This is a genomic window from Crassaminicella profunda, from assembly GCF_019884785.1.
Lineage (GTDB): Bacteria > Bacillota > Clostridia > Peptostreptococcales > Thermotaleaceae > Crassaminicella > Crassaminicella profunda.
In genome coordinates this window covers 3,020,933-3,047,649 of the sequence record NZ_CP082326.1, presented here as the reverse complement: position 1 = coordinate 3,047,649, position 26,717 = coordinate 3,020,933, and the positions used below count along the sequence as shown (strand labels likewise).

Sequence of the window (26,717 nt, the reverse complement as noted above, 5' to 3'; positions counted from 1 at the left end):
TATGTCTAATATATTTTTTCTACTGTATATTTATTTTTAGATTTAATCATTGTATAGGGTGAATTATTTTTTAATAAACATGCATCATAAACAGTATCAATTGTAACCCATTCATTTGTATCTTTTAAATAAACTTGATTCCAAGCATGATAGGTTGGAACATTGCTTGTACGACCCATAACTAGTTTGGTGGGAACGTTTACGCTTCTTAACATAGCTGCGAATAAAGAGGCATAATCATAACAGATTCCCTTAGATGTTTTAAATGTATTTTCTATAGAGGGTAAATAATTTGTAGAAACTTTTTTTGCTTTAGCCTCATCATAGTTTATATTATTAATGATATAGTTATAAATTGCAGCAACTTTCTCTTTGTCATTTTTTGCATCTTTTATTAAAATACGTGCCTTTTTGATAACATCCATATTTGGATTCCAATCAATCATTTGAACAGAATTTAAAAATATATTATTAGAATTTTTTAATTGGAGCGTAATTTTTTCGGATGCAATTAATTTGTACTTTTTTCCTTGAACTTTTTCTAAAACTGCAACTGTATATTCACCATTTCCCAATTGCAAAGGGAAATTTGCATTAGATTTAAGATTATAAAAGTATTTAGTATTTTCTTTTTTTATCATAACCTTTGCATTTTCATTTGAGGGAAAATTTATATGAATTAATCCATTGTTAAGATTAGATTGATCAAATATAGAAGTATCTGCAAAAGATACGATAGATGATAAAATAATAGAAATGATTAAAGTAGTAAAAACAAACATTTTCTTGTACACAAAAAACTCCCCTTTCGGTAGCTGGCTGTCATCTCATTTCTGAGGAAGACCCTATAGTTTTGCGTCCCTAGCTTTCACCAGGTTTGCCGTTGTCGGTGGAAAGTCACCTAACATAAAATAAGTTATTTTTTATTTTATTATATCATAAATTTGACTTTTGAGCAAAAAATGGTATAATTACTCAATTATCTTTCCTTTAATGATCAAACGATGGGTTGGGTTGAGCATAGGATGACAGGTTATTAGTGTAATTTCTTTAGCTGTATTGTTTTTAGTTAAGACCCATGTATCATCTTGCTGTACTAAAAATTTATCATATACTATATAGTTATAGTTAGTAGTGGTATTAATAACTTCTATGTTGTCTCCAATTACCAATTCATCTAATCGATTGAATTTTTGTCCATAAGTGTGACTTCTATGACCAGCAATACAATAGTTTCCAATTTTACCAATTTTTCCTGTATTATTGATGCTTGCTACGGAAACCTTTAAATTTTTTATTGTAGCATTTTTTAAAATAGGAAGATAAAGATCAATTTTTTCGATTTTAAGCATACCTTCCATGTGTTCTTTGATATATGCTGCTCGTTGTTTTTTTTTAGTTTCTTCTTTCTCTTTTGATATTCGTTGTGCTTCTAATAATTCTTCTGAGTTTGTAGTATTTGACTCAATAAGATTAAGAGAACTTGTAGAAGTTAAAGGATCATTTTCATTTAAGGCTTCTGCATTTGTATGATTCTGTAATGATTGTTTATCATCGTTGATGATTGATAAACTTTCTTGCCATTCTTCAATAAACTGGTTTTGCTGATATATATGGTAGTATTCTGATATTTTAGGAGATATAATTATAATTAATCCAGTAATAATAAATAGCATAGAAATTATTTTTTTCATTATTTTTTTCCTTTCGTTTACAAAGACAGCCTAGTATGATTATAGCATAGTTTTTTATTAAGATAATTTATAAATAAGAAAAATCCCTGCTATGCAGGGATTTGTTTTATGCTTCTACAGCTTCTAGAGCAGGTGCCAATAGGGATGTACCTGTCATTTCTTCAGGTTTTTCTATCCCCATCATTTGTAATAATGTAGGGGCAATGTCAGCAAGCTTTCCTTCTGTAATACCGTATTCTTCAGGAGCATTTATAAGAATAATCGGTACAGGATTTGTAGAATGAGCAGTAATTGTATTGCCTTCTGGGTCTTTCATTTCATCTGCATTACCATGGTCTGCTGTAAGAAGAATTTGACCACCAACATGGATTGTAGTATCAACGATTTTACCGACACATTCATCTACTGTTTCTACAGCTTTAATAGCTGCGTCCATTGAACCTGTATGACCTACCATATCGCAGTTTGCATAATTTACAATGATTAAATCATGCTTATTCTTATTGATTTCATCTATTAATTTTTCTGTTACTTCATAAGCGCTCATTTCTGGTTGTAAATCATAGGTTGCAACCTTTGGAGAAGGGATTAAAGCTCTTTCTTCACCAGCATAAGGATCTTCTACACCACCGCTTAAGAAAAAGGTAACATGAGCGTATTTTTCTGTTTCAGCAATACGAAGCTGTTTTAGTCCAAGACTAGATACATATTCTCCTAAAGTGTTTACTAATTTTTGTGGAGGATAAGCAACCTGTACGTTTGGCATAGATGCATCATATTGAGTCATGCATACATAGTGAACAGGGAAGAAGCCATTTTTTCTTTCAAAACCATTGAAATTTTCATCTACAAAGGTTCTAGTGATTTCACGTGCACGATCTGGTCTGAAGTTGAACATGATAATACTGTCATTTTCAGATACTGCACCAACAGGTGATTCATTTTCTATAATTACTGTAGGTTTTACAAATTCATCTACTTCATCTTTGGCATAAGAATTTTCTACAGCTTCTTTTGCTGAATTTGCTTTTTCACCGTCACCTAAAACCATTGCATTATAGGCAAGATTTACTCTTTCCCATCTATTATCTCTATCCATAGCATAGTATCTACCAGAGATCGTAGCGATTTTTCCTACGCCTATTTCAGTCATTTTATTCTCTAATGCTTCTACATATTTTAGAGCACTAGAAGGGGGAACATCTCTACCGTCTAAGAAACTATGAACATATACTTTAGTAAGACCATGCTTTTTAGCAAGTTCTAAAAGGGCATAAAGGTGAGTGTTGTGACTGTGTACACCACCATCAGATAATAATCCCCAAAGATGAAGAGCAGAATTATGTTCCTTTGCGTTTTTGATTGCCTCTAAAAAAACAGGATTTTCAAAGAAATCACCATCTTGTGTAGCTTTTGTGATTCTAGTCAATTCTTGATATACAACTCTTCCAGCTCCGATATTTAAATGTCCTACTTCTGAATTTCCCATTTGGCCATCTGGAAGACCTACATCTAATCCACTAGCATAAACTTGATTGTTTGGATAATTTTCAAAATATTGATCTAGGTTTGGTGTTTTTGCAAGGGCGATAGCATTGCCATAATCACTATTATTTAGACCGAAACCATCTAAGATCATTAATATAGTTGGTTTTTTCATAATTAGTTCTCCTTTCACTTTCTAGTTCTCTATAAAATATATACACTTATGATAGCAAATTTTAAGATAAATTGCAGGAAAATGTAAAATATTACATATTTTCGATGATGGCATTAAAGCGACAAACCTCCTTGCATTTTCCGCATTTTATGCATTTCGCTTGATCAATAGTAAAGCCTTCTTTAATTTCACCACTAATAGCTCCTACAGGGCAGACGTTTACACAATGTTGGCAGCTGATACATTTATTTTTATTAATTTTATAGCTCTTCATTTTCTGCTCCTTTCGCAAGATGATATCTAAAATACTGCAATGTTTGTTAAAAAAAACACAATCTAATATCTATTATAACATAAAAGGCTATAGGTTTGTGAATAAAAAAGCCCTGAATAAACAGGGCTTTTTATTAAATCAATTCTTCTTTTTTAAGAATTTCTACAAAGCTATTTGCTAGGTTATTTGTGTTAACTGTTTTATTGAAGAATACACCATCACCAATAGGTTGTAATTGAGCTTTTCCTTCTGGAAAATTGAATCCATTAGTATAAAGAATTCGTTCTTTACCAATAGGCCAGAAGACTTCATCTTCTTTTTCTTTATTGGCTTTGAAATATTCTAGAATATTTTCTGAAATTTCATTAAAGATTGCATCTGCATCTTCATAGGACATATTTACCCCTAGGATATTTGCAAGCTTTTCAATTACTTCATAGTTTTGATATCCACCAATAGCTGGAATAGCTTGTTGAATCTTTTGAATTCTTCTTTCTGTATTCGTAAAAGTACCATTTGATTCAGCAAAGCTTACTGCAGGTAGTACTACATCAGCACATTTTGCAGTTTCTGTAAGATGTGTATCTTGAACCATTAAGAATTCAAGTTTACTTAAATCTATATCTTTTACATCTTCACCAAAGATGAGTAATCCTTTAATAGATTGATCTTCAATACCTGCTACAATTTCACAAGCATTCTTTTCAATACCCATGTCTACAAGACCTTGACTATTGTTATTTGGTTTTAATTGAATAATACCTTTGTAGGCACTACCAATATGACCAGAGAGGACAGCCATATTTGCAATAGCTCTTGCAGCATCTACAGTAATATCATTTTGAGAGAATACAATCATTGCCTTTTTAGATTTTCCATAAATCTCAGCAACTTCTTTAGCATCAGCGCCAACAACTGTATTCTTTAAGCTACTGCTTAATTCTTCAAATCCTTCTGCATTCTTTGGTGCGAATCCAGCATCGATTAATGCTTTTATCATTTCTTTTAAGAAGCTTAAATTGTTTTCAGGTGTTATTGTTTTAGATGCCCATTCATCAGCAGTTGTTTTAAATGGATTGATTGTAATAAGTTTTGCACCATTTTGTACTGCTTTTCTGATTTTAATTCCTGCGATAGTATGATCGTTAATCACATCAGAACCAACAAGAAGAATAGTATCTGTTGAAAGTAATTCTTCAAAAGTATTTGTTGATGCATCATAACCTAATACATCTTCAATACCACCAGATAATCTGTTAAAGGAGCATACATTTTCTGTTCCAAGAACTTCTTTTACAAATTTATTTGCAAGATAGATTTCTTCGTTGGTATATCTATCAGAAATAGATGCAGCTAAAGTATCATTGCCATATAAAGCACCAAGACTTTGAGCTTTTTTAGCAGCAAATAAAATGCCTTCATCCCAAGGAACTTCTACAAGTTCTCCATTTTTGCGAACTAAAGGTTTTGTAATACGAGTACCTTTTTTAGCAATATCAAATCCAAATCTACCCTTTACACAAAGAAGACCATTGTCTACAGCACTTTCTTTCTCAGGAATAGATTTTACAAGCATATCACCCTTTGTATTTAAGTTTAGATGACAGCCCACACTACAATGGGAACAAACTGTATGGGTTTCTTTTGTTTTTACTGGAATAGATTTATCAATGCTTAATTTTTCACCAAGGGCTCCAGTTGGACAAACGCTGATACATTGTCCACAAGAAATACAGCTTGTATTTTTAAGTGGCTGATTAAGAGCTGGTTTGACAATTGTGTCAAAGCCTCTATCGATAAGTCCTAGTGCAGTGTTACCCATTACTTCGTCACAAACTCTTACACAAAGTCCACAAAGGATACATTTATCAGGGTTTCTATGAATAAATGGATGATCATCTGCTATTTCTTCTTGACGATGATGTACTTCACCTGTTAGTCTTTCAGGTTTTACATCATATTCATTTGCTAGTTTGATTAATTCACACTCAAAGAAATCATGACAGCCACACTCAAGACATCTCATAGCTTCTTCTCTTGCTTGTTCTTCTGTAAAGCCTTTTGCGATTTCTTCAAAGTTTCTATTTCTTTCTTCAGGAGCTAGATGACTCATTTTTGCTCTACTGCATTTGTCACGATCTTTAAAGTCTTCGGATGTTAAATCATCTCTTTCTACATAGAAAGGCTTTTCATATGGAATGACTTCTCCTTCAAGGTAACTACAAATCACTGTAGCAGCTTTTTTAGCTTCACCAATGGCTGCAATAGCAATACTAGCGCCTTTGTTTGTTGCATCTCCACCAGCGAATACACCAGGAAGATTTGTTTGATAGGTATGCTCATCAGCAATGATTGTACCTTTTTTAGTAAGGTCAACTCCGTCAAAACCTGTAGCATCAATTCCTTGACCAATAGCTGCGATAACTGCATCTACTTCTAGAATTTCTTCTTCTCCTTCAATAGGAATAGGTCTTCTTCTACCACTTGCGTCTGGTTCACCTTGTTTCATTTTTTGAAGTCTTATTTTAGTTGCTTTTCCATCTTCACCGATGATTTCAATAGGATTTGTAAGATTTTTAAAGATTACGCCTTCTTCTTCAGCTTCTACAATCTCTATTTCTTCAGCAGGCATTTCTGCTTTTGTTCTACGATAAACATTATAAACTTCTTTTGCACCAAGTCTTACAGCTGTTCTACAAGCATCCATTGCAGTGTTACCACCACCAACGATTGCCACACGATCACCGATTTTTACAGGTTCGTTCATAGTAACTTTTCGTAAGAAGTGAATTCCACCATATACGCCATCTAAATCTTCACCAGGGCAGTTTAGTTTTGAACTAGTCCATGCACCGATAGCAACAAAAACAGCATTATAACAATTTCTAATATAGTCAAATTGAATATCTTTACCGATTTTCATATTTGGAATCATTTTTACGCCCATTTTTTCAATGATTGCGATTTCTTTGTCTAATACTTCTTTAGGAAGACGATATTGAGGGATTCCATAACGTAACATTCCACCAAGCTTTGGCATAGCCTCATAAATAGTAACGCTATGTCCTTCTTTAGCAAGATAATATGCAGCAGTAAGTCCTCCTGGACCACCACCGATGATAGCAACGCTTTTACCAGTAGCGTCTTTCAATTCTGGCATAAAGGACTTTGCATTATTTAAATCTATATCTGCTGCAAAGCTTTTTAAAGATGCAATAGATATAGGTTCTTCTACAAGTTGTCTTCTACAAGCATCTTCACATGGGTGAGGACAGACTCTACCAATACTTGCAGGAAGTGGAAGCTGTTCTTTGATTAATTCTATAGCCTCTTCATATTGTCCGTTTGCGATAAGACCTATATATCCTTGACAATCTGTGTTTGCTGGACATTCTAAAACACAAGGAGGTCTACAGTCACCGACATGATCTGATAAAAGAAGCTCTAGAGCCATTCTTCTTGAACCTCTTACTCTCTCTGTATTTGTTTTTACTACCATACCATCACTTATTTTTGTGGCACAAGCTCTTAATAGTTTTGGAATTCCTTCAACTTCTACTACACAAAGTCCACAAGAACCATATATTTCAACTCTCTCATCATAGCAAAGGGTAGGTATTTCAATACCATTTTCTCTTGCTACCTCTAGAATGGTTTGATCACTATGTGCCAATATTTCTTTTCCATTTATATTTAATCTTACTTTAGACATAATATTTCCCCCCTTTTTTATTCAACTATAACTGCACCGAATTTACAAGATTGTACGCATTTTCCGCATTTTATACATTTTTCAGGATCGATTACATGTGCTTGTTTAACTTGTCCTGATATAGCATCTACTGGACAATTTCTTGCACAGGCAGTACAACCGATACATTTTTCAGGATCAATAGAATAAGTTAATAGGTTTGTACATTGTTTAGCAGGACATTTTTTATCATAAATATGCTTTTCATATTCATCTCTGAAATATCTGATGGTACTAAGAACTGGATTAGGAGCTGTTTGACCAAGTCCACAAAGGGAACCTTCTTTGATCTTAATAGCTAATTCTTCTAATAGTTCAATATCTCCATCTTTTCCGTTTCCTTCACAGATGCGATTTAATATTTCAAGCATTCTTTTTGTACCAATTCGACAGTGGATACATTTTCCACAAGATTCTTCACGAGTAAAGTTTAAGAAGAAACGAGCCATATCTACCATACAAGTAGTTTCATCCATAACTACCATACCACCAGAACCCATAATGGCGCCTGTTTTGTTGATAGATTCATAATCAACAGTAGTATTTATAAGGTCTGCTGGAATACATCCTCCAGATGGACCACCCATTTGAACAGCCTTGAAATTTTTACCAGCCTTGATACCGCCACCAATATCAAAAATGATTTCTTTTAAAGGCATTCCCATAGGTACTTCTACAAGACCACCTTTTTTGATTTTTCCAGTAAGAGCAAATACTTTTGTTCCTTTACTTTTTTCTGTACCCATATTAGCAAATGCTTGACCACCATTTGCTAGAATCCAAGGAACATTTGCAAAGGTTTCAACATTATTAATGTTTGTAGGTTTTTTCCAATATCCGCTTTGAGCAGGGAATGGAGGTTTTAGTCTTGGCATTCCGCGTTCTCCCTCAAGAGATGCAATAAGAGCTGTTTCTTCTCCGCAGACAAAAGCACCTGCACCTGCTTTGATGCGCATATCAAAATTAAAGTTAGAACCAAAAATATTTTTTCCTAAAATACCTTTTTTATGCGCTTGATTAATAGCTTCTTTAAGACGAATAATAGCTAATGGGTATTCAGCTCTAACATAAACGATACCTTCGTTTGCACCCATAGCATATCCGCCAATCATCATTCCTTCAATAAGGTTGTGGGGATCTCCTTCTAAGACACTTCGATCCATGAAAGCACCTGGATCTCCCTCGTCAGCGTTACATACTAAATATTTAGGGGAACCCTTAGAATTCTTTGCAGCATTCCATTTGAACCAAGTAGGGAATCCTGCACCACCACGTCCACGAAGTCCTGAAATTTTAATTTCTTCAATAACTTCTTCTGGACTCATTTCTTTAATACATTTTTCAATAGCTTTATAGCCACCAGTTTCTAAATATTCATCAATAGATTCAGGATCTATGATTCCACAATGTCTTAGAGCAATTTTATTTTGTTTAGATACAACATTTAAATCTTCTTCTGAGATTATATAATCCTTTACAGGATTTTTTTCAATAATATGTTTTTCAACAATTTCATTAGCAATTTCAGGAGTTACTTTTACATAAGTTGTCTTTTCACCATTATCATCAAAAACATCTATGATAGGTTCTAAATAGCACATACCAATACAACCAGTAATATCAAGATCTACTTGAAGACCTTTTTCTTTTATTGCATTTTCGAAAATATCATATGCCTTATTTGCACCAGCTGCTAGTCCACAGCTTCCTTGACCTACAACGATCTTCATGGTTTAGACCTCCTCACTATTTTTTTCTTTTTCTTTTATATCTCGCAATATTTTTCTTGCATTTTCAGGAGTAAGTTTTGCATAAGTCTCTCCATTAATCATCATAACAGGGGATAAACTACAGCAACCAAGACAGGCAACATTATTAAGGGTAAATAATCCGTCTTCAGTTGTTTCTCCTTCTTTGATGTTTAATTCATCACAGATGGCATTTTCAATCAATTTAGAACCATTTACATGACAGGCTGTTCCTTGACAAAGCATGATTAAATGCTTTCCAACAGGATTGAGTCTAAATTGGGTATAAAAAGTTGCTACCCCGTGAACCTTTGCAGGTTTCACACCAATTTTTTCAGCAATATAATTGAGTACTTCTAGGGATAAGTAGCCGTAAATTTCTTGTGTTTCTTGTAAAATAGTAATGAGACTACCTGAAATACCTTTATACTTTTGCAGGATAGGATCTAGTTTTGTTAGATCCACATTAGGGTCACTTACATCTACCATGAGTTTTTTTCCACCACAGCATTCCATTTTACACACTCCTTTTATATATAATAAGAAAAAAATAAAATTGTTTTAATAATCAAAAAACGTTGAAAAATCAATATAAAGATTATATCATACATAATAATGATTGTAAATTTATGCCTTTCATGTAAAAATAGATAAGAACAAAAGCAAAATAAAGGATTACTAATCATGATTATATACTAACTATGATAATATATTTTGAATTAAAGGTAAATATAAAAATATAAAAAATATAATAAATAGTCAAAAAATATATCTAATCAAAACTAAAAATAAAAAAAAATAAGTATTCATAAATTATAATAATATATTTTAAGTTAAGGGTAAATATAAAAAAAATATAACAAGGATTCTAAAAAAAAAGGAAGTGGTCAACAATGAAAGTATTTCACAGGTGTTGTGCAATTATTCTTATGAAAAATAATAAAATATTATTAGGGTTGAGAGCAGATGGACAAGGATGGAGTATGGCTGGGGGAAAGCTAGAAGAAGGAGAAAATTATGAAATGGCTGTAAAAAGAGAATTGCAAGAAGAGTTTAATCTTCTTGCAAAAAAAAATAAATGTTTAGGAGAAGTTACATCAAGAGCCTTTGTAAAAGGGGTAGAAACATTGGTTCAGCCTAAGATTTTTTTTTGTGAAGAATTTGAAGGAGAACCAAAACCACAGCTTTCTGAAATGGATGAACTAAGATGGTTTGGATTAAATGAATTAACTTCTATTCAATTATTTGCTCCTACAAAAGCAGTTATAGAAGAATATTTAGATGTTTTATCTATCCTCTAGCTAATTCATGATTTTTGATATCTGTGATAAACATATGTCCTGGTGCGTGGGTAATCATGATTTCAGGTTTTACATTCATGGCAACAGCCTGAGGGGTAACACCACATGCCCAAAAAATAGGAACTTCTCCAGGATTGATAGCTACAGGATCACCAAAATCTGGTTTGTTGATATCTTTTATACCGATTATTTCAGGGTCTCCAATATGTATAGGCGCACCATGGACGCTAGGATATCTTGAAGTAATTTGTATAGTTTTCACGATTTTTTCATAGGGAATAGGTCTCATACTCACAACTGTAGGACCAGAAAATACTCCTGATTTTTTACATTGAATATTTGTAATATACATAGGAACATTTTTACCATTTGTGATATGTCTAATTTCAATACCTTCTTCTGTTAAAGCTGATTCAAATGTAAAGCTACAGCCTAACATAAATGATACAAAATCATTTCTCCAAAAATCTTTTATATGTGTATATTCTCCTTGAAGTTCCCCTTTTTTATATATTCTATATTTTGGAATATCTGTAGTGATGTTAGATCCAGGAGCGATGGTCTTAAATTCTGTAGATCCTATATCAGTAACTTCAAGGATGGGACATGGTTTTGGATTTCTCTGTGCAAATAATAAGAAATCATACGCTAAATTCTTAGGTAAGATAACCAAGTTTCCTTGGGTGTAGCCATGGCACATACCAGATGTATGTGTTTGTATTTTATTTTCTCGAATCATTTGACGAACTTCAAAAGGTTGTGCACAAGATAAGTCGTTCATGGAAATTCCTCCCTTTAAGTATAGATGTGTATGACATACTAAAAACAAAATGATGAAATAGTACAAAAATATTGAATATATACTATATTGTATAGCCAGTGTATTATTTTGGCAATTTGTTTTGAAAAATTTTTGAACATGGTATAATAAAAATATTAGGGATAAAGGAAGTAGGAGGTAATGTATGAAGGGGCAGGATAGTAGTATCAATCAAAGTTTAGATAAGGCATTGAGTCTTTTGAAATATTTTACTGCAGAGGAACCTGTAAGGGGATTGAGTGAAATTGCACGACTTTCATCTATTCCAAAGGCTACTGTATATAGATTGTTTAATACATTTGAAAAGAATGGATATCTTAGGAAAGTTGATATAAGTGGCAAACAGAATCAATATAAACTAGGGATGAAGTTCCTTGAATTGGGAGTGATTGTTTCTGAAGCTATAGAGATCAAAGAAATTGCACTACCCTTTATGAAGAGGTTAAGAGATGAGATTAATGAAGATGTACAGTTGGTTATGAGAGAAAAAAATCAAGTTATTTATGTTGAAAAATTAATCTGTACACATCCTGTAAGGCTTTTTACAAAAACAGGAAGGACTGCATCTTTAAATGCAGGTGCTTGTCCTAGGGCCATATTATCTTTTTTAGAAGATGATGAAATCAAAGAAATTTTTGAGGATGAGAGCTTCGAAAAATATACAGAGAATACCATAGTCAAAGAGGAAAAATTGTGGGAGTTGATTAAAGAAAGTAGAAAAAATGGGTACACCGTAAGCTTTGGAGAAATGGAAATGCAGACAATAGGGGTAGGAGCACCTGTATTTGATTACACTAAAAAAGTTGTTGCTGCTATTAGTACAGCAGGACCAGATCAACGCTTTGATAAAGATAAAATTTTTGAGATCATACAAAAAGTCAAAAATACGGCTAAGGACATTTCAAAAGCATTAGGATATAAAGAGTCATGAAGGTTTAAAATCTTTCATGATTCTTTTTTATTTTAAAAAATAAAAAATCATCCTAAATGAAGGATGGGAGTAAAATACATACATTAGATTAAATTGTCTAAAATTTATAAAAATTAGTATAGACAATGAAATTGTTGTATGTTAATATTAAATTATAAATAATAAACCATCGGTTCAAATATTGAAACGACTTAAAAGGTGGAGGTGTTATCATGTATAAAGTAGATTTAAACAGTGACTTAGGAGAAAGTTTTGGAAACTATAAAATAGGACTTGATGAAGAAGTTATAAGGTATGTAACTTCTGCGAATATTGCTTGTGGATGGCATGCAGGAGATCCTTTGGTGATGGAAAATACCATAAAAATTGCAAAAGAGCAAGGGGTAGGTATTGGTGCTCATCCAGGGTTTCCAGATTTAATGGGGTTTGGAAGAAGAAATATATCAGTATCCCCTGATGAAGTGAAAGCTTATGTAAAGTATCAACTAGGAGCTCTCATGGCATTTGCAAAATCAAAAGGAGAAAAAATTCAGCATGTAAAACCTCATGGTGCCATGTACAATATGGCAGCAAAGGACAAAGCTTTAGCTAAAGCAATTGCAGAAGCTGTATATGAAGTAGATGAAAACATTATTTTGATGGGACTTGCAAATAGTGAAATGATAAAGAGTGGGAAAGAAATAGGTTTAAAAGTAGCCAATGAAGTATTTGCAGATCGTGCTTATAATCCAGACGGCACATTAGTATCGAGAAAATTAGAAGGGGCAGTGATTCATGATGCTGAAGTGGCTATAGCAAGAGTTGTAAAAATGGTGAAGGAAGGAAAAGTTACAGCTATCAATGGTGAAGAGATAGAAATTAATGCAGATTCAATTTGTGTTCATGGAGATAATGAAAGAGCCGTTGAATTTGTGAAAAAGATACGTTCCTCTCTTGAGAAGGAAGGTGTAAAAGTAACAGCTATTTCAAATTTTATTGAATAGGAGGAAAGAATGTGAAAAAGGAGATGAAAAAACAGAATAATTTTGGAGCACTTTTAGGAGCAGCATTTATTATGGCAACGTCAGCCATTGGACCGGGGTTTTTAACTCAGACAGCAACATTTACAGCAGAATTTGCAGCAAGCTTTGCTTTCGTTATACTTATATCTATTGTTCTTGATATTGGAGCCCAGGTAAATGTATGGAGAATTATTGGTGTATCAGGTATGAGAGGGCAAGATATTGCGAACAAAGTTGTACCAGGACTTGGGTATGTTGTGGCAATACTTGTTGCATTAGGAGGATTAGCTTTTAATATTGGAAATATTGGTGGAGCTGCTTTAGGACTCAATGTTATTTTAGGACTAGATGTAAAGATTGCAGCGGTTATTTGCGGAATTATTGGTAGTATTATTTTCTTATCGAAAGATGCAGGTCCAGTAGTAGACAAATTCACAAAAATACTGGGTGGATTAATGATTATCATTGTTGCATATGTGGCAATTGTTACAAAGCCGCCTGTTGGACAAGCTATTTATAGAAGTGTAGCACCTGAAAATTTCAAATCACTAATCTTTCCAACTATCACCCTATTAGGTGGAACTGTAGGAGGATATATTACCTTTGCTGGTGGACATAGATTGATTGATGCCGGAATTACAGGGAAGGAGAACCTTGGAGAGATTACAAGAGGTTCTATCATGGGAATTGTGATTGCATCCATTATGCGTGTGTTCTTATTCTTAGCAGTATTAGGGGTAGTGGCAAAAGGATTCCAATTAGATCCTTCTAACCCAGCAGCTTCTGCTTTTCAACATGGTGCGGGTATGATTGGATATAAATTCTTTGGTATAGTATTATTATCAGCAGGGATTACTTCTGTTGTTGGAGCAGCATATACATCTGTGTCATTCCTAAAAACGCTACATCCAACCATTGAAAAAAATGAAAAGTATTGGATTATTGGATTTATCGTGGTGTCTACTATGATTATGGCAGTAATAGGAAAACCTGCAAAACTGCTTATATTAGCAGGATCATTAAATGGATTGATTTTACCAATTACCATAGGGGTTATTTTACTTGCTTCTAGAAGAAAAGATATTGTAGGAGATTATAAACATCCTACTTGGCTATTGGTATTTGGATTATTGATTGTTCTTGTAGCTGGATATGCAGGAGTAAATGCACTGAAAAATATGCAAATGTTAGTACATTAGTAAGGGGTTCAATTGAAGCATCTAGATAAGTGTTTACTTACCTAGATGCTATCAATCTTTAAAACGCAATATAAGGGGGAACAAAATGTGTATAGAGAAACAAAATATTTAATAGCAGGAGAAAAAGCATTGGTGATAGAGTTCGGAAATGAAATCAGTGAAAAGATTAATAGCAAAGTAAGAGCCATGATGATTGCTATAGAAAAGAACAATATTGAAGGTATTATAGAAATGACACCTACCTATCGTTCTTTGATGGTGCATTATGATCCATTGAAAAAAGATTACCATTCCCTTTTGAAACAATTACAATTATTAGAAAGTCAAATGGATAAGATAGAGATACCCCTACCAGAAGTAATTGAAATTCCAACAGTTTATGGTAAAGAATTTGGACCAGACATTGAAAATGTAGCAAAACATAATGGTTTAACAGTAGAAGAAGTTATAAAAATTCATACTTCAAGAGAATATCTTATATACATGCTTGGATTTACCCCTGGTTTTCCTTACTTGGGAGGAATGAATGAGAAAATTGCAACTCCTAGACTGAAAACACCAAGAACGAAAATTAGTGGTGGGTCAGTAGGCATTGCAGGGAGTCAAACTGGAATTTACCCAATAGATAGTCCTGGAGGTTGGCAATTAATTGGAAAAACACCATTAAAGCTATACGATGCGTATAGAGAAAGCCCCATTTTACTTGGGTCAGGAAATTATATTAAATTTGTAGCTATTGATGAAAATACCTATAAAAGAACAGAAGAAGCAATAAAAAATAATACTTATGTATATAAAAAATACCCTAAAGAAAGGGTGGGGAAATAAATGGGACAGATAAAAATCTTAAATCCTGGGCTTTTGACTACTGTGCAGGATGAAGGAAGAGTTGGCTATCAACAATTTGGTGTTCCTGTTTCAGGAGTAATGGATTATTTTTCATACAAAGTAGCAAATATTTTGGTGGGAAATGATGAAAAAGAAGCTGTTTTAGAAGTTACCATGTTAGGACCGCAAATCATATTTGAAGAGGGTACGGTGATTGCTATTACAGGAGGAAAATTATCTCCTATGATCAATGGAAAAGCTATTCCTATGTGGAAAAGTATACATGTAAAGAAGGATGATCAATTATCCTTTGGGGGAATGAAAGAAGGATGTAGAAGCTATATTGCTTTTGCAGGAGGAATCAATGTACCTGAAATTATGGGAAGTAAATCAACCTATATGAAGGGGAAAATTGGTGGATATGAAGGAAGACCTCTAAAAAAAGGAGATAAACTTAAAATAGGAAGTCCAAAGGAATCTTTATTGAAGCTCACAGGAAGAGCTGTTTCAGCTAAATATATTCCAGAATACAAAAACTCTTTAGAGGTACGAGTTCTTTTAGGTCCTCAAGAGGAATATTTTACAGAAAAGGGAATAGAAACTTTTCTTTCTCAATCTTATACAGTAACCAATGAATGTGATCGAATGGGTTTTCGTTTAGATGGGGAAGAGATTGAGCACAAAGAGGGAGCAGATATTATTTCTGATGGTATTGCCTTTGGGGCTATCCAGATACCAGGACATGGAAAGCCTATTATTATGATGGCAGACAGGCAAACTACCGGAGGCTATACAAAAATAGCCAATGTTATATATGCTGATTTAGAAAGAATAGCCCAAGCAAAACCAGGAGATATTATAAGCTTTAAAAAAGTAAGTATAGAAGAAGCACAAAGTATATTAAAAGAAGTAGAGGAAAGAATAACTGCTATTAAAAAAGAATGTGTTGCCCGGGAAATTATTGATACAAAGGAATATCGTTTGAAAATTAATGGAAAATTTTATGAGGTCAAGGTAGAAGAAATCAAATAAAAAGCTTTTGGATTCGTTCCAAAAGCTTTTACAATGGGCTTAAAACATTTTGTTCTATACATATTCGTAAGGATAAACCTCTCATCCCTAAACTTTTAAAATCAATTTGTGCAATATCTCCATCAATAGCTTTTATCAACCCTGTTCCAAATGCTTTATGCTTTACTAGTGTATTTATTTTAAATGGATGTGAAATAGATGAATTTGTTTGTTTTGTTGTAGATGATATGCTTGTAGAATAAGTATCTTTTTTATTTCTATAAGAGGTATCTTTTATAGCTGGAAAGCATTTATTTATGCATTTTTTTACTTCACCAACAAAAGGGGAAGGACGCATATATGCACCATCTTGAAACTTTGGAACCACTAATGAGAGTGATTTTTTTGCTCTTGTCATACCTACATAAAAAAGTCTTCTTTCTTCTTCTAAGTACATAGCTTCTTCCTCGTCTAAATGATCCATCTTGGACTTAGGAGGGAATTGCCCATCTACTAAATCAATTAAATAAACATGATCAAATTCTAATCCCTTTGAGGAATGTACTGTTGATAAAAGAACAGAAGTATTTTCTTTTTTATTTTTTGTAGAATATAGAATCTTTTGCAGTTTATTAAATCTTTCCATAAAATTAATAATTGAATCGGTTTTAGAAGCGATTATTTTTAATTGTGTAAAGATAAATAGGACATTTTCATAGGAACATTTTAGCCTTTGACAGTTTGATTTTAAATATTTTTTATAAGCAAGATTTTCTTCAATGAAATTTAAAGCAGCTTGTGGTCTCATATGAGCAAGGGAATAAAAATCTTCCTTAAGGCGTTTGAGGTTTTTCTGTTGATACGGTTTAAGATCGGGAAAATCAACTAAATAATCAAAGATGGAAATGGATCTAGGCTGTTCTTTTATGAAAGATACAGATGCCTTGGATATATAACCATTCATTTTATAATAAATCCTTTCAAAGGATGTAATGTCATAAGGATTTAGAGATAAATCTAAAAAGGCGAATATATCTTTTACTAACCAATGATTGAAAAAGGACATATTAAATCCTTGCATAGAAAATGGAATACTATTTCTCTCTAATGTATCTATTAGGGGTACAGAAGATAGATTGTTTCGGTAAAGTATAGCAGTTGTACCTGTATTTTGATTGATTTCTTCTAATAAGTAGTTAAGTTGATCTACTGCATTTTGAACATTTACCATAGAAATAGGTGCGTAATATTCATTATCCGTATACATATTTTTGAAATATCTTTCTGTATTAGATTTTATAAAAGTATTGCTTATAGTAACAATTTCCTGGGAAGAACGATAGTTTTTTTCTAAAAAGAATACACGACCCTCTTTATAAGTTTTTGAGAAATCCAGCAGTGCTTGAGGATAGGCCCCTCGAAAGCCATAAATACTTTGATCATCATCAGCTACCATAAATAAGTTGTTTTTAGGAAAAGTTAGGAGCTTGATGATTTCATGTTGAACCTTTGAAGTATCCTGCGCTTCATCTACTTGGATATATGGATATTGTTTTCTATACTGAGTGAGCAGATGTTTGTTTTTTCGAAGGATTTTAAGTGCAAGGCTTAGCATATCATCAAAATCAATAAGATGATGTTTCTTTTTGTAAGATTCGTAATGGGTATATATTTCTTTAAATTTTTCCACTTCAAAGTCGTAGGATACGAATTCTTCTATATGAATCATTGAATTTTTTACAAAGCTAATAGTACTTAAAAGGGCTTCTAATTCATCTTCATTAGGGAAACTATGATTTACTTGTTGATAGATTCTTTTTAGTAATACATTTTTTTGAATAGGTGATTTTTCTCCTTCAATGATGGTATACTCAAAAGCATTCATCTTTGCATATCTAGAGACGATTCGCAGGGCCAAACGATGAATAGTAGAAAAATATACATTTTGACGAATAACTTTTCCGAAAACTTCAAAAAAGCGTTTTTTCATATCCTTTGCAGAAGCTCTACTGAAGGTTACAGATAATATATTACTAGGATGTATGTTATGATTTAAAATTAAATTGGCTGTTCTACAAATGAGAGAGGTAGTCTTACCGCTTCCTGGAACTGCTAGGGTAAGACTGGGTCCATCTTTATGAAGAACAGCTTGTTTTTGTTGATTATTTAAATGAATATGATGATCTGTTTTTAATAGATGAAAAAATGAATCTTTCAAAATAAAGGCCTCCTAGAGATAAAATGCAATAGGTAAAGTATAGCATATTGCTAAATGGTTTTATAGGGTTAGGTTTAATGAAAAAATATAGTGCAAAAAGAATGAATTTTATGATATAAAAAGAATATATATTACAATAAATATTCTTTGGCTATACTAAGGACATAAGGAGGAACTATGAAGAGAGGAAAACAAGATTTTTTAAAGGATATGGAATATATTGATGGGATTACAATTATTGATCGAAATGGGAAAATATTATTCTCTGTAAAATTTAATCCATGGTTTCATCCTGAAATAGTAGATGGAGAAGAAGTAATTGGAAAAAAGTTAAATGAAGTTTTTACCAATATTGATAAAGATACAAGTACATTATTTAAAGCTATGGAACTAGGAAAACCTATTCATAGGAAAAGGCAAAGTGTTGTAAATATAGAAGGAACAAAGATTGTTACTATGAATACATCTGTGCCTATTAAAGGAGAAGGTAGAATTATTGGAGCTATAGAAATATCTAAGGATATTACAAAATATAAAGAAAAAAACATGAATGTGATTGAAATGAATTCACAACTATTTACGAAGACTGATGAAATGGAAAAGCATTTAGGACCAGATCGCGCAAGATATACTTTAGAAGATATTATTTCTGACAATACAAAGATGAGAGAACTAAAATATTTTGTAAAAAAGATAGCAAAAGGAAAAGCTTCTGTTTTTATTTATGGAGAAACAGGAACAGGAAAAGAATTGTTTGCTCATGCCATTCATCATGAAAGTTCTAGAGCAAACAAACCTTTTATTACACAAAATTGTGCAGCTATTCCTGAAAATTTATTAGAAAGCATTTTATTTGGGACAACAAAGGGAAGTTTTACAGGAGCATATGATCATCCTGGATTATTTGAGTTAGCTGAGGGGGGGACTTTGTTTTTAGATGAAATCAATTCTATGCCCATTCAGTTACAAGCCAAATTATTAAGAGTATTGCAGGATGGGTATATTAGAAGATTAGGTGATAGAAAAGAAAGAAAGGTAGATGTGAGGATTATTACGGCATCTAATAGGAGTCCTAAAAAATGTATAAAAGAAGGATACATTAGACAAGATATTTATTATCGATTAGCTACATTATCTATGCATATTCCACCCCTTAGAGAACGGAAAGAAGATATTGAAATATTACTCAATTTCTTTATCAACAAATACAATAAAGATCTTGAAAAACACATAAAAAAAGTATCCAAGGAGGTTTATGATGTACTGATTGATTATCATTGGCCAGGAAATGTAAGAGAACTTGAGCATGTGATAGAGTATGCAATGAATATGGTGGATGATACTGTTGATGAAATAGAAATAGAACATGTTGAAAATGTGATGAAGGTAATAGAAGAAGATGAGGTACAAATATCTATACGACCATTAAAGGAAGCTGTAGGTCATATAGAAAAGAAATTGATAGAAGAAGCCATAAAAAAAACAAAGGGAAATGTTTCTCAAGCTGCCAGATTATTAGAAATACCTAGACAAACTCTTCAAAGAAAAATGAAAAATTATCATATTTTATAAATGATAGAAAATCATAGAGCTAAAATATAAATATTGCTCAAAAAATAACAAATAGTGCCCAAAAAGTAACAAAAAAAGCTGTGCAGGATGAAAAAATGCCAGCTTTTTTTATATATGTTTCATAAAATGGATGTCAAAGAATATAATGACTACTTAAATGGTGGGAAGAAATGTTGAAATAGCTAGATGAAAATAAAAAATAAAATATTGTATAATGGCACGAAGATTGCAATAAATGTTAATGACTATTGCAAAACCATTAGCATAAAAGGGGGAAATAAAAATGATTATTGGTGTATTGAAGGAAATCAAAAGTGGAGAATCTCGTGTCATTATGACACCAATAGAAGCTGGAGAATTGGTTGCAGACGGACATGAGGTACTTGTACAAAGTGGTGCAGGTGTGAAGGCGGGTTTTGAGGACGAAGAATATATAAGTGTTGGAGCAGAAATTAGAAACCATATGAAAGAAATTTATCAAGAGAGTGACATGGTAGTAAAGGTAAAAGAAATTGAGCCTACAGAATATGAAATGATTAAAGAAGGACAGATTATTTTTACTTGTATACATCCAGCGGCAAATAGAGAAGAGGTAGATACTTTATTAGAAAGGAAAGCGATTGCATTTACAGCAGAGGATACACATCGATTTGGATCGCCTAATTGTGAGGTAGCAGGAAAATTAGGAGCATTGATGGGAGTCAATTATCTTCTCAGTATCAATGGTGGAAGAGGACAATTAATATGTGGTATTGGAGGAGCACCAGGAGCTAATGTATTGGTTTTAGGAGCAGGAATTGTGGGAAAAGGAGCAGTAGAAATTGTATCAGCATTAGGTGCCCAAGTGACTCTTATGGATGTTAATATTGGGACATTGAGACATTGTGAAGAAATTTTTCCTAAAAATGTACAGACTATGTTTTCTAATCAACAAAATATCAAAAAGATATTATCTCGTATGGATTTAGTGATTAATTGTGTGAAGTGGCCAAAGCATAGGAAAGATCATTTAATTACAAAGGATATGTTAAGATTTATGAAAAAAGGATCTGTGATTGTAGATGTGAGTGCGGATGTTGGAGGAGCTATTGAAACGTATAAACCAACAACTCATGAAAATCCAACGTATGAGATAGATGGAGTGATCCATTATGGGGTGGATAACATACCAGGAGCAGCGCCTCATACAACTTCTATTGCTTATGCAGCATCTGTTTTTCCTCATTTAAAAGCTATTGCAAATGATGGAATTGTAGAGGCTTGTAAAAGAGATGGTTATTTAAGAAGAAGTCTTACTGTCTTTAAAGGGACTCTTACTCATGAAGAAGCTAGTGTTATTCAAAATAGATCATGGAAAACACCTGAAGAAGTATTAGGATTAACAGATTGTGTTGATTTAGATCATGTACCAAAAGCCACAACCACTAGTGTTAAGAAAAAAGATAGTTCTAAAGAAAGTGTTTGTAATTGTTGCTAAGAAGGAGAGGTTTAAGAAAAAAAGAAATTCGTTCAATTTCTCTTCTAACAAAGGTATTGGCTTATAAAAGTAAATACCTTTGTTAGAAAATATAAAAAATATAAAGGAGAGATGTGAAAATGGAAGCAGGCGCGACAATGGGAATTATATCTTTATTACCAGCTACAATAGCAATTATTCTTGCTTTTAAAACAAGAAATACGGTATTTTCATTAGCTGTAGCAATTTTTATTGGTGTTTTAGCTGCAGGAAAAGGTTTGATGGGTTTTCCTGCTATAATGAAAACTTCTCTTGGAACAACAAGCTTTTCTTGGATTTTATTACTTGAATTATTTATTGGGATTGTTATTGCATTCTTTCAAAGAACAGGTGCTATTCAGGGATTTACAAAAATTATGGAAGATAGAAAATTGAGCAGAAAAAATATTCAATTGACTGCATGGGTAATGGGAATGTTTGTATTTTTTAGTGATTACTTTAGTCCACTATTTGTAGGTTCTACTATGAGAAGCTTATCAGATAAGGCGAAAATCTCTAGAGAAAAACTTGCATATATTGCAGATTCTACATCAGCACCCGTAAGTGTTTTGGCACCTATTACTGGATGGGCCGTATTTATTTCAGGACTATTAGTAGGAATGGGACCTGTAGAAAATGCTGAACAAGCTATGATGATTTTTACAAGAGCAGTGCCATTCAATTTTTATGCAATTATTGCAGTAATATTGGTAGGTTTATTTGCAGTAGGGGCTATTCCAGATTTTGGACCTATGAAAAAGGCTGAAAAAAGAGCATTAGAGGAAGGAAAAGTTTTAAGAGATGGAGCAGAACCTCTTATTGGAGAAGAATTAACAGATACCCCTCCCTATGAAGGAATAAAAACACATGTATTCTTTGATTTTATTTTTCCTGTATTAATTGTTATTACTATTGCTATTGGAACTTTTATTACATTAAAGTCAGCAAAAACAATGGAGGCTTTCCTTACAGCAGCAGTAGTATTAGGAATTATTATGAGAATTCAAGGGGTTCCATTCAATGATATTATGAAGACAGCCATGTCAGGAATGAAAGGGGTTATGCCAGCAATTATTATTTTAGCACTTTCTTATACGATCAATGCGTTAAGTAAGGAGATGGGAACTGCAAATTATATTATCTCCGTAACAGAAAACTGGTTAACACCTAACCTACTTCCCTTTATCACTTTTATGATTGCAGCAACTATATCCTTCTCAACAGGAACTTCCTGGGGAACCTTTGCCATTGTTATGCCTATTGCAGCACCCCTTGCATTTAGCTTTAGCGGGAATGAAGTAAGTGCATTAGTATTAGCTACAGTAGCAGCCGTTGCAGGGGGCGGCGTATTTGGAGACCATTGTTCACCTCTTTCAGATACAACGATTCTTGCATCAACTGGAGCAGCTGCAGATCATATTGACCATGTAAAGACCCAAATTCCATACGCTTTATTAGCAGCTGGATTGGCATCTGTTGTATATTTGATTATAGGGTTTGTGGCCATTTAAAAAACTATAGGTATTGTGGAAATTAATCCGATACCTTCTTTATACAAAAATGACCATAATAATCTAATTTTGATTATTATGGTCATTTTTTATTCTTTTTTTCCTTAGAAATTGCACAAGATAAAACCTGATTTGTTAAAAAATTAAAAAAATTATTGACAAGTATACTAGTAACCACTATAATAACTACTAAGAGGAGTGGTTATTATAGTAGTTACTATAATAAAATAATTAAATGTAGTGTTAATGATGAAATAATAAGGTGTTAGATTAGATATGCAAGGGATTTCGATGAAAAAGGAATTTATTTTTAAATTTAAATTATGGGAGGCGGTAGAATGGATAGTAGAACGTTGAATGTAATGAAAAATTTAAAAAGAAATGGTTTTAACGTAGAGTATTTTGAAAATTGTACAGTAGCAAAAAAAGCATTATTAGATGCAATAAATTTAGATGAAGATGTTGGAATAGGTGGTTCAAAAACAATCTATGATATGGGAATGCATAAGGATTTGATGAAAAGAGGAAATGAAGTTTATTGGCATTGGCTTGTAGATCAAGAGAAAAAAGATGAAGAAAGATTCAAAGCTAGTCATACTCCTGTATATTTGTCAAGTTCTAATGCAGTAACGGAAGATGGTAAATTAGTAAATATAGATGGATTGGGAAATCGAGTTGCATCAATGATTTATGGACATGATAGAGTTTATATTATTGTGGGTGTTAATAAAATTGCTAAAGATGCAAATAAAGCAATCGAGAGGATTAAAAAAGAAGCTTGTCCTAAAAATGCAGAAAGATTAAACTTAGAGACTCCTTGTAGATATACTAAGGAATGTAATGATTGTCGTTCTAAAGATAGAATGTGTAATATTACTGTGATTATTGATCATAAACCTATGAAAACGGACATAAATGTGTTTTTAATCAATGAAGATTTAGGATTTTAATGAAATAATATAGAGGATGAAGAATTTTAAATAACAATAAAAATAATAAAAGAGAAAGGGAAATAGGATGTTTGTAAAAAATAATAATGCAAAAACATTTAACGTAGCAGATGGAATAAAAAGCAGGATATATAGCAAAAGGTAAGTTTGAGTTTTTAATTGAAGAAGAGAAAACGATTCTTGAGACAGGTGATAGCTTCTATGTAAAGGCAAATAAAGTCCATAGTTGTGTTTCCGTTGAAGAAGGTATTGTTGTGGATATTTTTTCTCCACAAAGAGAAGATTTTCTTAGTATGGTTAAATAAAACAAGAATAGTTGCATAGTAAGTAAATTTGAAAGGAAGTGAATGGTAGTGAAATTCATTTATCCATATAAATCATATTTTGTTGGTTTGATAATGTTTATAGTCTTATCAGTATATGGATTTTTTCAGATTTACGATTTATCAAAAAGTAAAATAATTTTGATCGTTTTATATGTGGTGTTCTGTATATCAGTTGTATTTTGGTACTATGAAAATTACTCTTATTATAAGAGTATGTATGTAGTAATATCAAATGATTTCTTAGAGATTAAAGGGGATAAGGGATTAGAAAAAATCACAAGATCCGATATTGAATATATCATTGAAGGAAACCATAGACAACTATTTAAAATTTATAATGTTGTTCACATTTTTGCGAAGGATGGTAGGTATTTTTATTTAACTAGTGAGATTAATTCTTTTAAGAAATTGAAAAAACAATTGAATAATAATTTTAAAGATGTATATATAAAAAAGAAAAAAGTCATTCAAATGAATTTTGTTGTGAATAAAGAAAATTTAATAAAGATGAATTAAGCTGTTGTGTTAGTAAATTTTACAAAAGGAAAAAGTCCAGAATGTTATGATAATCTTCACTGTTTTTAAGTATAGTTAGATTTTATAATGTAAAAGGAAAAAGGACATCTCTTTTTATAAGATTTGTCCTTTTTTCTTTTTTTCAAGGGCTATTTTTAGACAGCCTTTTTTGACTATTTAGCATAAGACGAATTTGACGTTTTCTTTCCGAACATGAATGTTGTTAAAATGCCTCCTATAATAGCAGGGATTAACCAAGCAAATCCAAAGCTTGCAAGGGGAATACCATCAATAAAGCTTTTCAAAATACTAACATCAACACCCATAACACTTAGACCATCGTAAAGACTTATGAGTAATGCACCAATAACAGCGCCAATGTAAGATGCATCTTTAACAAATTCATCAAAAATATTCATTACAATGAGTACAATGGCAACAGGATATACGGTAATTAGTAAAGGAACAGCAATTTTAACGATCATTTCTACTCCTACATTTGCAAAAATGGCACTGAATATACAAGTAGCGATAACGATTAATTTATAACTTAATTTATTATTGCTTAATTTATTAAAGAAACTGCCTACTGTTGCTGTAAGTCCAATAGAAGTCGTTAAACATGCAAGGGCTACAACGATTCCTAAAGCAATTTTTCCAAATCCTCCAAGTAAGTGATTAGTAATTCCAATTAAAAGATCAGCTTTTGGTGTATCTAAAGGATAAACTGAATTTGCTGAAGAACCTAAATACATCAATCCTCCATAAACAAGTCCTAGACCAATAGCTGCAATGAATCCAGCTTTTATAGTTAAGCTTACTTGTTCCTTTACGTCTTTGTAGCCTTTTCCTACAAGAGAGCTTAGCATAACTCCCGCAAATACTAATGATGCTAAGGCATCTAAAGTTTGATAACCTTCTATAAAGCCTTTTGATAAAGGGTTTTCTTTCATTGAAATAGTTGCTGTACCTAGCGGTGAAGAAACTCCTTTAAAGATGATGATGAAAATCATGATTAAAAGTAGTGGTGTTAATATTTTTCCTATTTTATCTACGATTTCAGATGGCTTAATTACAAAAAATAGAGTAATGCCAAAGAATATAATAGATGCAAGAATTGGACTAAATCCAGAAAATATAGGTTTGATTCCCATCTCATAGGTAGTAGCACCTGTTCTTGGGATAGCCAATAGTGGTCCTATAGCTAATATAATAACTGTTGAGAATATTTTACTAAAAACTGGACCTACTTTATTTCCTACAGCATCAATTGTTCCTCCTGCTTTAGCTGAGGCAATAATACCTAAAAGGGGCATGCCTATACCTGTTATGAAAAATCCAACAGCACAAACAATCCAATTTTTTCCTGCCATCAGCCCTAAAGAAGGTGGGAAAATTAAATTTCCTGCTCCAAAGAACATGGCAAATAGAGCAAGACCTAGCACAAATACATCTTTTGTTTTTTTGTTCATTTCAATCCCTCCAATGATCATCATTTTAATCAATTAAAAAAATCTTCCGTTCCTATGAATAGCTTCATTCATAGGGGCGAAAGATTATTCTCGCGGTACCACCCTAGTTTACAGTTAGTGTAACTGCCTTAAATTTTAGTCAGAGTTTTTCTCGAACTATAGTCAAGTATCGGTGACAACCGGTCGAAACTACTCAAATAAATTTTTCGAATCGACTGCTCAGGAGTTACCATTATATACGGCTTTAACGCTAACTTTCAGCTTATGTTAGCTCTCTGTAGTCAAAGGAATCGTATTTTTCTCTCCATCATGGCTTTAATGTGTTAAGTTTCAATAATCGTTATTTCATATTATAGAAAAGTATTTAGCTGCTGTCAAGAAATTTTAGTAAATTTAAGTAAATTAAAGTAAAAAATCCCAATATTCGTTTTTTTGTGAA

The 26,717-nt window shown here is 32.4% G+C and carries 22 protein-coding genes, 1 riboswitch and 1 other annotated feature; of the genes, 12 read left to right on the top strand and 10 right to left on the bottom strand.

Annotated elements, in window-relative coordinates; all coding sequences use genetic code 11:
• Positions 1–5 precede the first annotated feature (5 nt).
• The 7 genes from K7H06_RS14255 to nuoE form a co-directional block, all read right to left on the bottom strand.
• Positions 6–794 (bottom strand): transglutaminase family protein, encoded by a 789-nt coding sequence (locus K7H06_RS14255; protein ID WP_246637536.1) that lies wholly within the window; start codon positions 792–794, stop codon positions 6–8.
• 13 nt (positions 795–807) lie between these two features.
• Positions 808–892: riboswitch (cyclic di-GMP riboswitch) on the bottom strand.
• Positions 893–971: 79 nt separating this feature from the next.
• Entirely contained in the window at positions 972–1,694 is a 723-nt protein-coding gene (locus tag K7H06_RS14250) for a class D sortase (protein WP_223036704.1), read from the bottom strand.
• Positions 1,695–1,800: 106 nt separating this feature from the next.
• The gene (gpmI, locus tag K7H06_RS14245; RefSeq protein WP_425514957.1) at positions 1,801–3,357 is read right to left on the bottom strand and encodes a 2,3-bisphosphoglycerate-independent phosphoglycerate mutase; all 1,557 of its coding nucleotides are present in this window, start codon (positions 3,355–3,357) and stop codon (positions 1,801–1,803) included.
• Between the two features lie 88 nt (positions 3,358–3,445).
• Positions 3,446–3,628 carry a 4Fe-4S binding protein gene (locus K7H06_RS14240; RefSeq protein ID WP_223036702.1) on the bottom strand — a complete coding sequence of 61 codons (183 nt, stop codon included), beginning with the start codon at positions 3,626–3,628 and terminating at the stop codon, positions 3,446–3,448.
• Between the two features lie 133 nt (positions 3,629–3,761).
• Positions 3,762–7,340: a molybdopterin-dependent oxidoreductase gene (locus tag K7H06_RS14235; protein WP_223036701.1), complete on the bottom strand. Its 3,579-nt coding sequence runs from the start codon at positions 7,338–7,340 to the stop codon at positions 3,762–3,764.
• Between the two features lie 17 nt (positions 7,341–7,357).
• Entirely contained in the window at positions 7,358–9,109 is a 1,752-nt protein-coding gene (gene nuoF / locus K7H06_RS14230) for an NADH-quinone oxidoreductase subunit NuoF (protein ID WP_223036700.1), read from the bottom strand.
• 3 nt (positions 9,110–9,112) lie between these two features.
• On the bottom strand, positions 9,113–9,643 hold the full coding sequence (nuoE, locus tag K7H06_RS14225) for an NADH-quinone oxidoreductase subunit NuoE (protein WP_223036699.1): 531 nt from the start codon (positions 9,641–9,643) through the stop codon (positions 9,113–9,115).
• Between the two features lie 377 nt (positions 9,644–10,020).
• On the opposite strand from nuoE, the gene K7H06_RS14220 reads away from it, so the two are divergent.
• The gene (locus K7H06_RS14220; protein WP_223036698.1) at positions 10,021–10,428 is read left to right on the top strand and encodes an NUDIX domain-containing protein; all 408 of its coding nucleotides are present in this window, start codon (positions 10,021–10,023) and stop codon (positions 10,426–10,428) included.
• Here K7H06_RS14220 and K7H06_RS14215 read toward each other — a convergent pair.
• Entirely contained in the window at positions 10,418–11,209 is a 792-nt protein-coding gene (locus K7H06_RS14215) for a putative hydro-lyase (RefSeq protein WP_223036697.1), read from the bottom strand. The two genes, K7H06_RS14220 and K7H06_RS14215, sit on opposite strands and share 11 nt — an antisense overlap.
• A 184-nt stretch (positions 11,210–11,393) precedes the next feature.
• Between K7H06_RS14215 and K7H06_RS14210 the strand changes: the two genes are divergently transcribed.
• The 5 genes from K7H06_RS14210 (at position 11,394) to K7H06_RS14190 (ending at position 16,239) form a co-directional block, all read left to right on the top strand.
• The gene (locus K7H06_RS14210) at positions 11,394–12,179 is read left to right on the top strand and encodes an IclR family transcriptional regulator (RefSeq protein WP_223036696.1); all 786 of its coding nucleotides are present in this window, start codon (positions 11,394–11,396) and stop codon (positions 12,177–12,179) included.
• Positions 12,180–12,391: 212 nt separating this feature from the next.
• Positions 12,392–13,162 carry a LamB/YcsF family protein gene (locus K7H06_RS14205; protein ID WP_223036695.1) on the top strand — a complete coding sequence of 257 codons (771 nt, stop codon included), beginning with the start codon at positions 12,392–12,394 and terminating at the stop codon, positions 13,160–13,162.
• 11 nt (positions 13,163–13,173) lie between these two features.
• The gene (locus K7H06_RS14200) at positions 13,174–14,379 is read left to right on the top strand and encodes an NRAMP family divalent metal transporter (RefSeq protein WP_343216789.1); all 1,206 of its coding nucleotides are present in this window, start codon (positions 13,174–13,176) and stop codon (positions 14,377–14,379) included.
• An 87-nt stretch (positions 14,380–14,466) separates the two neighbouring features.
• Complete coding sequence (gene pxpB, locus K7H06_RS14195) at positions 14,467–15,207, top strand: 5-oxoprolinase subunit PxpB (protein WP_343216788.1); 741 nt, start codon at positions 14,467–14,469, stop codon at positions 15,205–15,207.
• Complete coding sequence (locus K7H06_RS14190) at positions 15,208–16,239, top strand: 5-oxoprolinase subunit C family protein (RefSeq protein WP_223036693.1); 1,032 nt, start codon at positions 15,208–15,210, stop codon at positions 16,237–16,239.
• 28 nt (positions 16,240–16,267) lie between these two features.
• Here K7H06_RS14190 and K7H06_RS14185 read toward each other — a convergent pair whose 3' ends face one another.
• Positions 16,268–18,436, bottom strand: coding sequence for an ATP-dependent helicase (locus K7H06_RS14185; protein ID WP_223036692.1), 2,169 nt, complete (start codon positions 18,434–18,436; stop codon positions 16,268–16,270).
• A 177-nt stretch (positions 18,437–18,613) separates the two neighbouring features.
• Here K7H06_RS14185 and K7H06_RS14180 point away from each other — a divergent pair, with 177 nt between their 5' ends.
• The 6 genes from K7H06_RS14180 (at position 18,614) to K7H06_RS14155 (ending at position 24,806) form a co-directional block, all read left to right on the top strand.
• Positions 18,614–20,008 (top strand): sigma-54 interaction domain-containing protein, encoded by a 1,395-nt coding sequence (locus tag K7H06_RS14180; protein WP_223036691.1) that lies wholly within the window; start codon positions 18,614–18,616, stop codon positions 20,006–20,008.
• Between the two features lie 283 nt (positions 20,009–20,291).
• A complete protein-coding gene (locus K7H06_RS14175; protein WP_223036690.1) occupies positions 20,292–21,485 on the top strand; it encodes an alanine dehydrogenase in 1,194 nt (397 codons plus the stop codon).
• A gap of 119 nt (positions 21,486–21,604) precedes the next feature.
• Positions 21,605–23,014 (top strand): Na+/H+ antiporter NhaC family protein, encoded by a 1,410-nt coding sequence (locus K7H06_RS14170; RefSeq protein WP_223036689.1) that lies wholly within the window; start codon positions 21,605–21,607, stop codon positions 23,012–23,014.
• A 338-nt stretch (positions 23,015–23,352) separates the two neighbouring features.
• Positions 23,353–23,964: a lactate utilization protein gene (locus K7H06_RS14165; protein ID WP_223036688.1), complete on the top strand. Its 612-nt coding sequence runs from the start codon at positions 23,353–23,355 to the stop codon at positions 23,962–23,964.
• Between the two features lie 131 nt (positions 23,965–24,095).
• Positions 24,096–24,269 carry a cupin domain-containing protein gene (locus K7H06_RS21565; RefSeq protein ID WP_223040034.1) on the top strand — a complete coding sequence of 58 codons (174 nt, stop codon included), beginning with the start codon at positions 24,096–24,098 and terminating at the stop codon, positions 24,267–24,269.
• 234 nt (positions 24,270–24,503) lie between these two features.
• Positions 24,504–24,806, top strand: coding sequence for a hypothetical protein (locus K7H06_RS14155; RefSeq protein ID WP_223036687.1), 303 nt, complete (start codon positions 24,504–24,506; stop codon positions 24,804–24,806).
• A gap of 173 nt (positions 24,807–24,979) precedes the next feature.
• On the opposite strand, the gene brnQ is transcribed toward K7H06_RS14155, so the two are convergent.
• Positions 24,980–26,278 (bottom strand): branched-chain amino acid transport system II carrier protein, encoded by a 1,299-nt coding sequence (gene brnQ / locus K7H06_RS14150; RefSeq protein WP_223036686.1) that lies wholly within the window; start codon positions 26,276–26,278, stop codon positions 24,980–24,982.
• Between the two features lie 69 nt (positions 26,279–26,347).
• Positions 26,348–26,598: a binding site (T-box leader), on the bottom strand.
• Between the last annotated feature and the right edge of the window lie 119 nt (positions 26,599–26,717).